The organism is Paenibacillus sp. 2KB_22, from assembly GCF_052115745.1.
GTDB lineage: Bacteria > Bacillota > Bacilli > Paenibacillales > Paenibacillaceae > Paenibacillus.
The window spans coordinates 517100-531420 of record NZ_JBFRHG010000001.1 but is presented as its reverse complement, the minus strand read 5'-3'; the positions used below and the strand labels follow the sequence as shown (position 1 = coordinate 531420).

Genomic DNA, 14321 nt, shown 5'->3' with positions numbered 1-14321 from the left:
GGATATGATGAATTCAATCATAAGAACATTTGAGGGAGGACATTGGGATGAAAAAATTAATTAGTCTTTTATGTACAGCAGTGCTTGTAATTACACCGATGACAGACGTCAGCGCAGAGGCGAATACTAGTACAACGATTAAGGCACGGGCAGAGCAGATCGCCACGGAGATGGTGCAAAACTACGGTGTCACCAGTGTGCAATATGCGATCATGGATGAAGGGGAATTCATTTTATCAGATAGTGTCGGACTGCACGACAAGGCATCACAGAAGCCAATAGACAAGGAAAGCATGTATGGCATAGGTTCGGTTAGCAAAATGATTGTTACGGCAGCCGCCATGAAGCTGGTCGATTCCGGCAAAATAGATCTGGATGAGCCGCTCACTTCGTATATCAAAGACTTTAAGATGGCAGATGAGCGATATACTCAAATCACACCGCGCATGTTGATGAATCATTCATCCGGTCTTTACGGTACACATTATGGAAACAGCATGTTGTTTGACGATAATGACACCCGTAATCATGACGAGCTACTGCTCAAACTCCAGTCCGAAAAACTGAAATCCAAGCCGGGAGCTTATTCTGTCTACTGCAATGATGGCTTCCAGTTGCTGGAGCTTATGGTGGAACGGGTGAGTGGGTTAACCTACAGCGAATATATCGCCGAGTATTTCAGCGAGCCGTTGAAATTGGATTCAACGAAGACACCACTGGATGACTTTGATAGAAAGCAGTTATCCGAAACCTATTGGCCAACACTTGCAATGAAGATGCCGACCGAAAATGCAAACATTATCGGTACAGGCGGAGTGTACTCCACCGCAGAGGAGTTGAGTCAATTCGGAGAGGTTTTAATGGGGAACAGACCGGATATTCTGTCCGAATCTTCAGTGAAGGCCATGCAATCACATGAATATCGTAAGGGCATGTGGGTATCAGATGAGCAAAATACGATCAATTATGGCTTGGGGTGGGATGCGGTTGACCTTGCACCGTTCAGCAATTATGGGGTTACCGCACTTGCCAAAGGTGGAGATACCATGATGTATCATGCCGTGATAATCACTATACCGGAACATGATATTTCAATGGCGGTCTTATCATCCGGTGGATCTTCCGTCTACAATCAGATGTTTGCCAGCAAAGTGCTGCTGGACGTTCTTGCGGATCAGGGCATCATTGACGAAGTTCAGCCTGACCTGACATTCTTACCACCTGTCAAAGCGAAGATGCCCACGGAGTTGAATACGTACTCAGGTCTGTATGGTACGGTAGGTGAAACACTGGATATCGTAATCAAGGATGGTGAATTCAAATTGCCTGCCTTGTTGGGTGGAATTATCCCGGAGCAGAACTATGTGTACACAGGCGAAGAACATTTTACAAGTACAGATGGCAGCGTGAAAGTCAGTTTTGTGAAGGAACGTAATGACAAGGTGTATGTTAAAGTTCAGGCCGTGATAACGTTACCCGGCATAGGCCAAACCATAATGAACACATACGATTATCAAAAGCTGGATCAACATGCGCTGGACGCAACAACAAAGGAGAAATGGACAGCTCGTGACGGCTCCAAATATTACGCTCTGGATGAAAAAATAACGTCGATCTTTTATCTGCTTCCATCGATGCTGATCAAGAATCTGTCTGTTGATGCCGAAAATGGTTACGCCAATGGTACAGAAATCATGGATGCGAATCTTGCAAAGAATATCGCCCAGATTCCTGTGATGAATGGAAGAGATGCGTTCGATCTGCAATTTTACACGAAGAATGGCGCGGAGATTTTAATCCAGGATGGGCAGGAATACATTGCAGAGGATGCGATTACGCCAATCTTTGGTGGGAAAAAAGGAATTACGACTATCCCGGCAAACGGTCAAGCCCGTTGGTATGCCATTGACGCCCGATCGGCGAATAAATCCATTACGGTGAATTCTCCGAACTCCGGCGGTTATGCAGTGTATAATGAACAAGGGGAAGTGGTTGACTTCTCTGTAGCAACCAATCAGAAATCGACGAAGCTCCCGAAAAGTGGTTTTATCGTTTTTGGTGGCAACGCCGGTGATGTATTCCAGATTGAATTAAAGTAAAGCAGGGACCTTGTTGCAAAGGCACGTTCCCAACGTGTCACATAAATAATGTAGTATTCAGACAGTCGCCCTAAGGCGGCTTTTTGATTTTTTTAGAATAATTTAACAATCGGGTAACTTTTCGGCCTCACTGCTCGTCATATTTTATGTAGTTATATATCAGGCTCATTTATCACAGGAGGAATCACTTTCTATGATCAATCGACATAAACGTCACACAATGAAGCATTACAAAAGAAGAGCAGGCAGACCCATCATTGCTGGTCTTACTGCCGGCATGCTGATGGTTCACGGATTCATCGGTGTGTTGCCATCTCAGGCATATGCGGAAGCATCGGATGTATCCATCCGCAACTGGTACGCGTATCAGCGAATCACTGTACCTGAACTTAAATCTTCTTGGACTGCAAAAGTAGATAACTATTTGAATATGAACGAGACGTACATTGGAGCTAGTGCCATTGCAGAAGAAGGCAAAGTATTCACGTTTGCCGGATCGAAGCTGATTGCGCTCGATGCGACAACAGGTAAACGACTGTGGACTTACGGCAAAGAACTGACACCTTATATTACCTATCAAGGCGGCGTCCTCTACGGACTGACCAGAGATCATAAACCTTATGCCTTGAATGCAAAAACAGGCAAAGTGCAATGGCAGTCAGGCACATCCACCTGGATTGATACGTATGAACGTACAGAAGTCTTGATTCCAACGATGGATACCCTATACGTGATTAAGGGGAGTACAACGTTTGCTTTGGATATCAAGTCAGGCAAACTGCGTTGGAAGGCAGATGAACCATTAGGGGAAGGTCATGGTACTGAGTATCTGGAAGAATCTAATGGTGTGGTGCTGAGAACTTTTTTTGTTCAAGGAGCACTTACGTCCACTCAGCTTAATGCATATGACAAGAAAACGGGCAAGAAGCTATGGGGTCATTTTGGTCAGGGGGAGGCTCTGCAGATCAAAGACGGTCTTGTATACTCAGCGGATTATTATTCTCCAATGTTGGGGGATGACGAATCATCGCCTGAACGGAAATGGAAGATTAATGCGTACAACCTGAAGACAGGTGTGATAAAAGGAAGTCAGGAGTACACCTGGAAAATCCCGGGGGATCCACCGTATGTGAATGGCTATGGCGGAATTTTTGCGAGTAAAGATAAACTATACATTTTGCAAGGGGATAAGATAGCGGAGTACTCGTTGACCTCAACCAAGTCGGAACCCACGCCACTTCGAACTTTTCATAGCCCTCATGGAGAAAATATGGTGTGGGTTGGCATTACACAGGAACGGTTGATCTTCAAAAATGCCAATACAGGAGAGCTCACAGGCATTAAGCTGGCTAATGGTCAGGAGGTGAAGTGGCATGGTGATGCTCCCGTTTCTCAGATTGATGTATATGGTAAAGGCATGTATCGAGCGCAACGTAACGGCACCCTGCTTGCACTCAACATGATGACGGGGCAGCCTGCTTTTCGAGTCTCCACCGGTGGTGACCTGCACAACACGACGTTGAAGACAAACGGAATGATCATCATTCAAGCCGAAGGCAAACTTCTTGGGGTCAAGCTTCCAGCATCGCTGAAATAAGTGATTCAGAATGAAAATTAAGGGAGAAGACCGGATCATGGCATAGCTTGCGCCTCTAATCCGGTCTTTTTTATTTTTGCGCGTAAAATACCGCAAAGTCCAAGGATTTGTACATGCAATCAACCACAGGAAACCCCGCTTCTTCCAACCACACGAACTGATCCTCCAGCGTGGCATTGATATCCACTTTGCGTCTTTCAATTGAAGCCGAGATGGCTTCATCAGACAAACCACTTTGATGAATTGCTTCTAACCACCGCTCGCGGTAATAGGTGTCCGTATCAGGGGTTCTTCCCTGAACCTGATCTGCGTTAATGAAGCGACCCCCTGGTTCTAACAGCTTATGTACCGTTCCAAACACCTTTCTCTTGTCAGCGTGGGTCAGATGGTGAATAGACAGGGAGGAAATAATCATATCGTAGGAACTGGTGAAGTTGTAACTTGAGTAATCTCCAATCAAGTACTCTATTTCTTTAGCATCAGCAAACCTTTCACGTGCCCCATCGAGCATCTGATCACTGATGTCGATCAGGGTCAATCGTGCGTTGGGATACTTTTGCAGGACCAATCCGGAGAGAAGCCCCGTTCCTGCACCGAGATCAAGAATACGTGGCGAATCGAGCGAACATTCCATTAGATTTAGAGCCATTCCATAGAAATCATCAAAACAAGGGATAAGCTGTTTTCGCTGCACATCATAATCTTGGGCTACCTTATCGAACAGCTGCTTTACTGAAAGTTCCATATGCTCATCACTCCTTGAGGTTTTCTCCATAGTTTACAAACTGGAAGGAAACAAGGGAAATACCGATTATGGATAAGTTCATAGGCTGGAACTATGGGTTCCGAGTCAAAAGGTCGCCAACTGGCGGCTTTTTTCAGATTGAACGGAGACGTTAAGACGAATGATTCGCTGCATTTGACCTAGAGTGTACTCTAAGGTGTAGACTTGCATTAGCTAGGAACTATTTCAAAGGAGACGGATGAGATGACACAAGAAGATATCTTTAAAACCTTACAACATAAAATTGGCTCAGGGTTCGATCATCGGAGTACAACGGAGGACGTATTAAGTAATATTGATCTGACAGGACGACTTGCTATTGTAACAGGGGGTTATTCCGGTCTGGGACTGGAGACGACACGCGCGCTCGTCCAAGCAGGAGCTCATGTCGTTGTGACGGCACGCCGGCCAGCTGTTGCCCAAGAAGCTCTATCCGGACTGTCCGGTGTTGAGATTGACGAACTGGATCTCGCGGATCTCTCCAGTGTCCGTTCTTTTGCCGAGCGGTTCCTCGCGAGTGATCGCAACATCGACATGTTAATTCTTAATGCAGGCATCATGGCCTGTCCGGAGACGCGGGTAGGTCCGGGCTGGGAAGCTCAATTTGCAACCAATCACCTAGGCCACTTCGCACTGACTAATCTGTTATGGCCAGCACTTGCAAGTCAGGGTGGCGCACGTGTTGTTTCCTTGGCATCAGCGGGACATCATTTCTCACCGATTCGTTGGGAGGACATCCAGTTTGAGCATGGTTATGAGAAATTCCCTGCTTATGGTCAGTCCAAGACAGCAACCATTTTATTCAGCGTTGAGCTGGACAGACGTGGTGCTGAACAGGGAGTGCGTGCGTTCTCAGTTCATCCAGGTGGAATAATGACGCCGTTGCAGCGTCATATGCCGAAAGATGAGATGATTGCTCTGGGATGGATCGATGAATCTGGACAAGTCGCCAATCCGGCGTTCAAAACACCTGAGCAGGGGGCAGCGACGCAAGTCTGGGCTGCAACCTCTCCTCAGCTTGAAGGTAAAGGCGGTGTCTACTGCGAGGATTGTGACATCAGTGAATTGGCTCCAGAGGATGGAGGTTTCTATGGGGTGAAGAAGTATGCCATCGACCCCGGGCAAGCGATTCGTTTATGGAAACTGTCCGTGGAGCTGACAGATACGGATATCCCAACCACGTAAAACCTTGATTTACACAACAATTCAATTGAGATACACTCTAAACGCTACTGAAGTTGTCAGTAGCGTTTTTTTTATTTTTGCTCATACGAATTGAGAAAGTAACATCCCTCATGGTTAGGTGAATATCATATATCAGAATAGAGGGAAGAAAGGATACATTATACGGGTCAATGAAGTGAAATAACTGTGATGGATTGTAATGTTAGTGCTTTTCCATTTAAAATAGAGGAATCATGTTCTTTTTGAGAACGCAGGGAGAGAAAATCATGAATATTTTTGAGCAACACATACCTTTGGAAAAAGTGAAATTTAATGAACCGCTAAAAAATCACACGTTTATTAAAATTGGTGGCAAAGCAGATATCCTCATCCATCCAACAACGATAGACGAAATCACTAAAATCGTAGAGATTGCCAACATACATCAATTGCCGCTGACGGTTATTGGCAAAGGCTCCAATGTCATCATTAAAGATGGAGGCATCCGTGGTGTCACCATTTCTCTTAGCCACTTCGATCAGATTAAAGTGAGTGAGGACAGCATGATTGCGCAAAGCGGCGTTGATATCATTGATGTATCCAGACTTGCTTTGGAGCATAGCTTAACTGGTTTGGAGTTTGCCTGCGGTATTCCCGGAAGCACGGGGGGCGCACTTTACATGAATGCGGGTGCCTATGGCGGTCAGATCGCAGATGTTGTTGAACGTGCGACTGTGATCACCAAAGATGGCGCAGTGTTGGAGATCCCGCGAGAAGAGATGAAGTTTGGTTATCGAAATAGTCTCTTCAAGATGGATCACTATATCATACTGGAGGCCGAATTCGGACTCCAAAAAGGAAACAAGGACGATATTGCAAGCAAAATGAAGGAATTAACGTTCCTGAGGGAATCCAAGCAGCCACTTGAGTACCCTTCTTGTGGAAGTGTATTTAAACGACCCGAAGGACATTTTGCCGGAAAACTGATTCAGGATTGCAACTTGCAGGGCACTCGCATTGGAGGGGCTGAAATCTCCATGAAGCATGCCGGTTTTATCGTTAATGTGGATCACGCTACTGCCCAGGATTACATGGATCTGATTCAATTTATTCAGAAGAAAGTATATGATACGTTCCAGGTTGAATTGGAAACCGAAGTGATCTTCCTGGGTGAATAGTTTCGGGTGAAATACTTGAGAGGTCGCCACTGGCGGCCTTTTTTGATTGTGGAAATGGTTCGAAAAATATCAGTATGCTAATTATGGTAATATTAGAATGATTTTGTTTGATATCTTATCGTTATCATAAGGAGTGCGCATTGAGATGTTCAAACGTAACAGAAGAATTCTATTAATCGCGGCAATGGTGATTTTACTGTCGCCCTTGTCAGTCCTGACATATATGTATATGAATGAACGTGCAGGCGGGCTAGCCGATCAACGGATATCCAAGCTTTGGGGATTGAGTGAACCTATACATATCCCTATAGCGAACAGTCCTGAGAGCGCAGTTCGGGAATTTAGAAGCGAGTTTTATACCTCCCAATTTATTCATCAGGAGGCCGTTGACGGAGGCATGATTTTGTTCACGCAAAAAAAGGGGCGGGAAAACAACAGTAATCTTCAAATGGAGTATACCCGCAAGAACATTTTCGGATGGAAATGGGTATGGGGTGGAGGTTATTCCATAAGTGAGGGTCTACACACCAAGTTTGCTCTGAATTATATGAATATACCGAAGTTGGATAAAGTCTCGGCCCCGTTTCCCATGTTGTTTGGTGACATAATAGATCCAACCATCAGACGTGTAACTGTTGAGATCAAGCTAAATGGAAAACCAGTAGCGATAGAAACCAAATTAGTTGAGGTGGGCCCAGAGAACCTGATCTGGTATGCCTTCCTGCCATTCGCAGCAGATATTCCTTATACAATTCAAGCTTATAATGTTGAGGGCGAACTTATAGCAAGCAAGCGAATTGAAGATGCGAATGACAGCGGCTCATTGAATGTTGAAAGATGATTCATATGGATGTGATGATGGATATTACACAGGATCATCTGCCGTTCGATTGGCTTTCACATATTTGAGCTGCGCAACGATGATGACGCTGATTATTACCAGCAGGAACCACGAACTGATCTTGCTAAAGCTAACCAGTTGCCAGGCATCATGCTGATCGGGATACTTCCAGCCATTAAAGAATGTTGCGATATTCTCAGCAGCCCAGATGAAGAAACCCACAATGATAAACGCAATGGATAACGGCATTCGATAGGTTGTTGCTCGTACCCGGTAGATAATCCACGTTTTCCAGAAGACAATAAATACAAGTGCCGTCAGCCACCAACGAAAATCGGGAATAAAATGATGGGTGAAAAAGTTGATATAAATGGCTGCTCCGAGCAGACCGGAAGATAATAAACCAGGCCAGCCAGTCATGTCCATTCGCAGTCTTCGCCACACCTGACACATAAAGCTGGCTACACTCGCATACATGAATCCACTGTATAGAGGGACACCAAGGATTTTGGTGTACGCTGGCTCAGGGTATGACCATGATCCCATCCATACTTTATAGATTTCCAGCACCAGGCCAATCATATGAAATACACATATGACTTTGATTTCATCCAGGGTTTCCAAGCCGCTTCGATACATCAGGTACTGCACAACAAGCAATACCAGCAGGATGGCATCATATCGATAAAGGAAAGGAATCGGGATTACGCTGGAGAGGGCCAATGTTCCAAAAATCGCTACAGGAAATATGCAGCTCATCGCCTGATGATAGCCGAAATGAAGTAGCTGTATTAGAGGTTTCATTTCAAGTTTTAACTCCTTTCCAAACATGTTGGAGCAAGATTTATTTAAGATTTAAGGGTGTTCATTATAGGCGTTTTTTTGCCTACACTTCATCATATAGATATTTCTGTGATTAAAAAGAGAAAAAAACGCGCAAATCTGTTCTTGTTTTTCAGCATTGTATCCCTCAACCGTGATAACTCGGTCCTTCCATGTATATTCTCTCGTGGTTATGTTAAAATGGAATTCGAACAATTACATTAGACAAGGAGGCCGCCATGCAACCGATCAAACCTCAAGATATTCAGCTCCGAATCAGTGAACTTGCTGATCAGGACTTATACGTACATCTCGAACTCACGTCTGGTGCATATGCACATCACTATGACAGTTCGAAGCATCCGGCTTCGGCATTCATTACCAATGCGGCCATACGATATACGCAGGGCTCTATTTCGGGTACGGGTCCATACCGGGTAGGTCTAAAAACCACTCAGGGATGGATATATGCCGAGGGTCTTACACATATTGACGAACTGGAAAACGAAAGACTTATTCTGGCTGGTCACGACACTCAAGGCAAGCTGGTTGTGGCGTTACAACTGAGTCGGGAGATGTTCTGATGAAAGTGGAGGATGGAAAAACCATGAATACTATACACAATGAGCATGAGCGAATCTTGGTGGTGTATCCACATCCGGATGATGAAGCTTTCTCTGTATCGGGAACATTAGCCAAATACATAGATGGCGGTGCCCATGTAACGTACGCTTGTCTGACTCTTGGCGAGATGGGGCGCAACATGGGCATTCCTCCCTTTGCCAACAGAGTTACATTGCCTGCGATCCGCAAGCAAGAACTGATTGAAGCTTCCGCAGCGATTGGAATTCAGGATTTAAGAATGCTCGGTTTCCACGATAAAATGATTGAGTTTGAAGACCCGCAGCTGCTCGACGATTGTATTATGGGACTGCTTGAGGAACTGAAACCGTCACTCGTCATCACCTTCTATCCGGGCTTCAGTGTTCATCCCGATCATGATGCTACCGGAGAAGCCGTCATTCGCACGATTACTCGTCTTCCTGTAGCTGAGCGCCCAGTGGTTCACTGTGTTGCGTTTTCGAATAATCATGAACAGTTCATTGGCAAAGCAGATGTATTCGTTGATGTAACCGGATTTCTAGGTCAAAAAATGGCATCAATTCGTGCCCATCGTTCACAATTCCAGGCAGCGGAACTTGTCGGAAATCGTGAGCTGAATGATGAAGAAATCAAGAAACGCTTTGGTAGAGAAACATTTTGGACCTATCCATTTGAATAATCGGATCACTTAGAAGTCGCCATTATGGCGGCTTTTTTTGGTTACATCACAATATCGACACAAAAATGTGCTGTCTATAGCCTAATTGAGCTATATGGAAAAAAATTCGTTTTAAGTACACTGTGATCAGGATTGTGATAACGCTTCACTTATGGGGTTGCTTTAAATGGATAAGGAGTAACAATGAATGATTCTGAGTGGAATGGAGGGATGGTGTGTACAGCCAAAGTACGTTTGAGATTGAAGTAAGATCTGTTAAACACAACGCCACAGCAATACACCTCAGCAACAAGGAGCCAGATTTGCGCGGGATGAATTATGAATAATTTTTGGGACAGCTTGGGTACATTCGACTGTTGGAAGAAAAGCAGGGTCCTGGCTCTAGCTTTTCTGATTGGTATGCTTATTGCCCTATTGTATTTCCCACAGGATAAGGCCATCGCAGCTTCTGTAGAACGTGATCTCATTCCCCTCCAGCCAATTATTGACCGTTCTGCATCCGGAGATGTTATTGTACTTGAATCAGGCCGATATGCAGGCCCCGTAACGATTGATAAGAACATCACCATTAAGGGTGATCCTACGGTCATAGTTGTTAATGCGGAAGCCACCTCTACGATAATGATTCGCTCGGATGGGGTGAAATTGAGCGGTTTTACAATTGATCATGATACGAATGAACAGACTGCAGCCATTCAGGTTGAAGGGAACAACAGTGAGATCACGGATCTGCATATTCAGACCCAGGGTTTTGGGATGATCATCCGGAATTCGAGTCAGGCAACGATTAAGCGGAACAAGATCACTTGGGTGGGGTCTGGTTCTGCAACCAGCAGCCAGAAAGGCAATGGAATAGATCTGTATAACGCCCATGATAACTATATTGACTCCAATGAGATCACTGGCATGAGGGATGGCATCTATCTGGAGAACAGTCGCAAATCAACCGTTCGAAATAACAGGCTGGTACATACAAGGTATGGCATCCATTGCATGTACATTGACGGTTCTTCTGTCATGGATAATACCGGAGAGGAGAACATGACAGGTGCCATGATCATGGGCGTCAAGAATACGGTTATATCGGGCAATTCTTTTCGCAAACAGAGTACCAATGTTCATTCCCAAGGCATTCTGTTGTATGACGTACATCAATCCTCCGTTCTCAACAATGTGGTGGAGGGTAACCGTGTCGGTATGAATATAGCAGAATCCTCGAGCAATGAGATCCGTGGCAATGCGGTGCTTCGGAATTTTGTTGGCATCCAGCTGGTTCTGGCAGAAGCTAACGAGTTTACACGTAACCAATTGATATCCAATGTTATTGAAGCTTCGGCCTTGGATAGCCCGAATAATGTCATGATGGAGAATTACTGGGACTCCTTTCAGGGGCTCGATCTAAATCAGGACGGAATCAGTGAAATCTCCTATGCCATTAATCCTTTTTATGAGCAACTGGTCAGTCGAAATTCTGCGTATCAGCTCTTTTTTCAATCACCGGGCATGGTCTTTCTGAGTGACTTGTTTACAGAAGGCAGAGAACAGTGGACTACCGACAAGTCGCCACGAATGAGCATGGATAAGGGATCTGACCTGCCCATGCCAGTGGAAATAGCTATAGGTAACCATGTGGTTTGGATCATTGGGCTAGTTCTGTTGAGTATATCAACTTTTATAATTATCTATATGGGGGTATTACGAAAATGAACAAAAACTTGAACAGAAGATGGTCAATGCTTATGGTACTTATGTTTGGCATCGTATTGTTAACTGCTTGCGGAACAAAATACGCGGCATTGCCGATCAATGAAGATGTGGATATCTGTGCGATATGTAAAATGCAGGTGAAGGACGATGCATATGCAACGCAGCTCACTACGAAAGATGGCCAAAATTACAAGTTCGATGATATCGGCTGCATGAACCAGTGGAAAACAGAAAATGGCACAGATAACATCGGCATGGACTACGTGCGTGATTACAATGACAAGGAATGGATTGAATACAGTAAAGCCACGTATGTATACGATGCTTCATTGCGCACGCCCATGGCATATGGAATTCTAACTTTCAAGGACAAGCCATCGGCTGAAGCGTTCGTTGCAGAGCAAGGTGTGGGGACCCTTATGACTGCTGAGGATCTTGCATCGCATGACTGGAAACAGAATACAGAGAATATGGACATGATGGGTGAACATGGGCACGGAGAAGAGGGTATGAGTGACGAAGGAATGAGTAATGAGAGACACCAAGAAGATGAGACGAAAGAAGAGTCAGGTCACTAGGTATGACAATAGAAAATGGTGATCAATGATGGCAGATATGATACAGATTGCAAGACGGGAAGTGAAGATGGGATTTCGCAATCCCTGGGCGTATTCGTTTCTGATTCTTTTTTGCACATTTAGCTTAAGCTTGTTACTCCTGAATTCGCAGAATTTGGTTCAAGGATATTCGGGCACAACAGGTTCGATGTTGAATCTTATTCTCTACCTTTTGCCACTAATGACGCTGTTCCTCGGTTCCTTCTCATTAACATCCGAAAAGGAAGATGGAAGTTGGCAATTGCTGGCGACATATCCCATCGGTACGATGTCCTTTATTGTGGGCAAGTATGTTGGGTTGTCGATTGTATTAATCACCATTGTTGCGTTTGGATACGGCCTGATGGGATTGATTAGCGGGGTAATCGGGAATTCACTGGATGTCATGACATATCTTCTATTTCTGGTATTCTCGTGTGGACTGGTGTTGTTATTCCTGACGCTGGCTCTATTTATCGGTTCAGTGTCGCGCAATCGGTGGCAGGCATTAACCATCTCGGTGACCGTATGGTTTTTCGCTGTCATTGGATGGCCGACTTTACTGCTCTCTGTGCTGGGATTGATGCCTTATCTGTGGGTGAAACCGCTACTGGTTATGCTAACGTTCATCAATCCGGCAGAGCTGGTGCGATTGGTTGTAGTCATTAAATTGGGAGGCGGCTCAATCCTGGGACCGGAATATTATCAATGGGTGGAATGGGTGCAGCAACCAAGTGGCAGTTGGATTTTCATCGGGATATGCCTGTTCTGGATAAGCTGCTCTGTCCTGACCATATACGTGATCTGGGAGAGGGGGCGTTCTCATGGATAAGGTGGGACTCGAAGTACTGGGATTGGGAAAATCCATTAAAAAGCAATCGATTGTTGAGGATATCTCCTTTCGCATGAGTTCCGGCCAAGTGCTTGCCCTCTGTGGAGGGAATGGTGCAGGAAAGAGCACGGTGCTGCGTATGATCGCTGGAATTCTTCAGCCTACCAAGGGTGAAGTTGTAGTCAACAATATTCGTTGGTTGAAGGAGCGCAAGCGTTATTCACAGCAGATTGGATATATGCCGGATGATTATCAATTCAATCAGGGATTAAGTGCGGAGGAAATGCTGCTATTCTGGGCTTATCTGAGGAAAGTTCCGAAGGAGAGAGTGCAGGAAGTGCTCATCATGGTCGGCTTGGAGGATCAAAAGAACAAAAGGGTTACGAACTTCTCCAAAGGCATGCGTCAACGTGTGTTATTCGCTCAGGCTGTGTTGTCCAAACCTCCACTTCTTATCATGGATGAGCCAACGAATGGATTGGACCCATTCTGGATGCAGGAGTTAGCTCAGCTGCTCAAGGATATCAAGCAGGATGGCCACATGGTCGTGTTCTCGACCCATCAGTTGGAGATCGCAGACGATATTGCGGATCAGGTGATATTCATGAACCATGGACGCAATGTTGGAGAGGGCTCTACCCATGATTTTCGTGATCAATTTGGTTCGCTCCATGCAGCATTTCATCAAAGTCTTGGCTTAAAGTGAAGGTGAGTTCATTGCAGAAGAAGAGGTTTAATAACAAGCGTATACTTACCATTTTGATTAGCGTGGTGGCAGTGCTTACAGGTGCATGGGCCATTTACGAAAATGTGTCGACACCCGAGTCTGAGCGAGGCAACGCCATTGAAGTGGGTGCCATGGCTCCTGAGTTCACAGCGGTTAATTCAGCAGGTGAGCAAGTCAAGCTGTCGGATTATCGGGGCAAAGCCGTCATGATTAACTTTTGGGCTTCATGGTGTACGCCCTGTGTAAGGGAGATGCCGCTCGTTCATCAGATTGCTCAGGACTATCAGAATGATGTGGAAACCCTGTTTGTTAACGTGGGGGAATCGAAGGGTACAATTCGTGAGTTTATGGATACGCAAGCGTTTGATTTTCCGGTTATCATTGATGTGACGGGTACCATATCAGGCATGTATCGTATTACGGGTTTGCCCGCTACGATGGTCATTGATAAGGAAGGGAAGTTCCGTCATATATTGCTCGGCGAACTGACTGAAGACATCCCCTTGCAGCAATGGCTGGAAGAGAGCATCTAGTTGCAAGCGCTGGATGGTGAGAAAAGGGGCAGGAATGCCCGAGATCGCCCAAATTTGGAGTAGATGATTGTATGTTCAAAGAGTAAAATACAAAAGCCTGACACCCATTTAACCAAGGGATGCCAGGCTTTGCTTTTGAAAATATGCTGCTTCGCAGCT

The 14321-nt window shown here is 45.2% G+C and carries 14 protein-coding genes; 12 read left to right on the top strand and 2 right to left on the bottom strand.

Annotation, left to right across the window (positions count from 1 at the left end; translation table 11 throughout):
- Positions 1-47 precede the first annotated feature (47 nt).
- A complete protein-coding gene (locus AB4111_RS02190) occupies positions 48-2099 on the top strand; it encodes a serine hydrolase domain-containing protein (RefSeq protein ID WP_442030092.1) in 2052 nt (683 codons plus the stop codon).
- Positions 2100-2292: 193 nt separating this feature from the next.
- Positions 2293-3696, top strand: coding sequence for an outer membrane protein assembly factor BamB family protein (locus tag AB4111_RS02185; RefSeq protein WP_442030090.1), 1404 nt, complete (start codon positions 2293-2295; stop codon positions 3694-3696).
- A gap of 70 nt (positions 3697-3766) precedes the next feature.
- On the opposite strand, the gene AB4111_RS02180 is transcribed toward AB4111_RS02185, so the two are convergent.
- Positions 3767-4441 carry a class I SAM-dependent methyltransferase gene (locus tag AB4111_RS02180; RefSeq protein WP_442030088.1) on the bottom strand — a complete coding sequence of 225 codons (675 nt, stop codon included), beginning with the start codon at positions 4439-4441 and terminating at the stop codon, positions 3767-3769.
- A gap of 243 nt (positions 4442-4684) precedes the next feature.
- On the opposite strand from AB4111_RS02180, the gene AB4111_RS02175 reads away from it, so the two are divergent.
- From AB4111_RS02175 to AB4111_RS02165, 3 genes are all read left to right on the top strand, one after another.
- On the top strand, positions 4685-5665 hold the full coding sequence (locus AB4111_RS02175; protein WP_442030086.1) for an SDR family NAD(P)-dependent oxidoreductase: 981 nt from the start codon (positions 4685-4687) through the stop codon (positions 5663-5665).
- A 266-nt stretch (positions 5666-5931) separates the two neighbouring features.
- A complete protein-coding gene (gene murB / locus AB4111_RS02170) occupies positions 5932-6822 on the top strand; it encodes a UDP-N-acetylmuramate dehydrogenase (protein WP_442030084.1) in 891 nt (296 codons plus the stop codon).
- A gap of 145 nt (positions 6823-6967) precedes the next feature.
- Positions 6968-7663, top strand: a complete 696-nt coding sequence (locus AB4111_RS02165) for a hypothetical protein (RefSeq protein WP_442030082.1) — start codon at positions 6968-6970, stop codon at positions 7661-7663.
- A gap of 24 nt (positions 7664-7687) precedes the next feature.
- Here AB4111_RS02165 and AB4111_RS02160 read toward each other — a convergent pair whose 3' ends face one another.
- The gene (locus AB4111_RS02160) at positions 7688-8467 is read right to left on the bottom strand and encodes a DUF817 domain-containing protein (protein ID WP_442030080.1); all 780 of its coding nucleotides are present in this window, start codon (positions 8465-8467) and stop codon (positions 7688-7690) included.
- Positions 8468-8724: 257 nt separating this feature from the next.
- On the opposite strand from AB4111_RS02160, the gene AB4111_RS02155 reads away from it, so the two are divergent.
- The 7 genes from AB4111_RS02155 (at position 8725) to AB4111_RS02125 (ending at position 14162) form a co-directional block, all read left to right on the top strand.
- Positions 8725-9069, top strand: a complete 345-nt coding sequence (locus tag AB4111_RS02155) for a YojF family protein (protein ID WP_253435407.1) — start codon at positions 8725-8727, stop codon at positions 9067-9069.
- A gap of 23 nt (positions 9070-9092) precedes the next feature.
- Positions 9093-9767, top strand: coding sequence for a bacillithiol biosynthesis deacetylase BshB2 (gene bshB2 / locus AB4111_RS02150; RefSeq protein WP_442030078.1), 675 nt, complete (start codon positions 9093-9095; stop codon positions 9765-9767).
- Positions 9768-10085: 318 nt separating this feature from the next.
- Positions 10086-11474, top strand: a complete 1389-nt coding sequence (locus AB4111_RS02145) for a right-handed parallel beta-helix repeat-containing protein (RefSeq protein ID WP_442030076.1) — start codon at positions 10086-10088, stop codon at positions 11472-11474.
- Positions 11471-12052, top strand: coding sequence for a nitrous oxide reductase accessory protein NosL (locus tag AB4111_RS02140; RefSeq protein WP_442030074.1), 582 nt, complete (start codon positions 11471-11473; stop codon positions 12050-12052). Before AB4111_RS02145 ends, AB4111_RS02140 begins: the two co-directional genes overlap by 4 nt.
- 28 nt (positions 12053-12080) lie before the next feature.
- The gene (locus AB4111_RS02135) at positions 12081-12902 is read left to right on the top strand and encodes an ABC transporter permease (RefSeq protein WP_442031557.1); all 822 of its coding nucleotides are present in this window, start codon (positions 12081-12083) and stop codon (positions 12900-12902) included.
- A complete protein-coding gene (locus AB4111_RS02130; RefSeq protein WP_442030072.1) occupies positions 12895-13608 on the top strand; it encodes an ABC transporter ATP-binding protein in 714 nt (237 codons plus the stop codon). The genes AB4111_RS02135 and AB4111_RS02130 overlap by 8 nt, the downstream gene beginning before the upstream one ends.
- A gap of 11 nt (positions 13609-13619) precedes the next feature.
- A complete protein-coding gene (locus tag AB4111_RS02125) occupies positions 13620-14162 on the top strand; it encodes a TlpA family protein disulfide reductase (RefSeq protein WP_442030070.1) in 543 nt (180 codons plus the stop codon).
- The last annotated feature ends 159 nt before the right edge of the window (positions 14163-14321 follow it).

Coding starts and splice junctions, on each gene's coding strand:
- AB4111_RS02145 (WP_442030076.1), top strand. CDS start 10,086: ATGAATAATTTTTGGGACAGCTTGGGTACATTCGACTGTTGGAAGAAA.
- murB (WP_442030084.1), top strand. CDS start 5,932: ATGAATATTTTTGAGCAACACATACCTTTGGAAAAAGTGAAATTTAAT.
- AB4111_RS02175 (WP_442030086.1), top strand. CDS start 4,685: ATGACACAAGAAGATATCTTTAAAACCTTACAACATAAAATTGGCTCA.
- AB4111_RS02160 (WP_442030080.1), bottom strand. CDS start 8,467: ATGAAACCTCTAATACAGCTACTTCATTTCGGCTATCATCAGGCGATG.
- bshB2 (WP_442030078.1), top strand. CDS start 9,093: ATGAATACTATACACAATGAGCATGAGCGAATCTTGGTGGTGTATCCA.
- AB4111_RS02180 (WP_442030088.1), bottom strand. CDS start 4,441: ATGGAACTTTCAGTAAAGCAGCTGTTCGATAAGGTAGCCCAAGATTAT.
- AB4111_RS02190 (WP_442030092.1), top strand. CDS start 48: ATGAAAAAATTAATTAGTCTTTTATGTACAGCAGTGCTTGTAATTACA.
- AB4111_RS02135 (WP_442031557.1), top strand. CDS start 12,081: ATGGCAGATATGATACAGATTGCAAGACGGGAAGTGAAGATGGGATTT.
- AB4111_RS02130 (WP_442030072.1), top strand. CDS start 12,895: ATGGATAAGGTGGGACTCGAAGTACTGGGATTGGGAAAATCCATTAAA.
- AB4111_RS02185 (WP_442030090.1), top strand. CDS start 2,293: ATGATCAATCGACATAAACGTCACACAATGAAGCATTACAAAAGAAGA.
- AB4111_RS02140 (WP_442030074.1), top strand. CDS start 11,471: ATGAACAAAAACTTGAACAGAAGATGGTCAATGCTTATGGTACTTATG.
- AB4111_RS02155 (WP_253435407.1), top strand. CDS start 8,725: ATGCAACCGATCAAACCTCAAGATATTCAGCTCCGAATCAGTGAACTT.
- AB4111_RS02165 (WP_442030082.1), top strand. CDS start 6,968: ATGTTCAAACGTAACAGAAGAATTCTATTAATCGCGGCAATGGTGATT.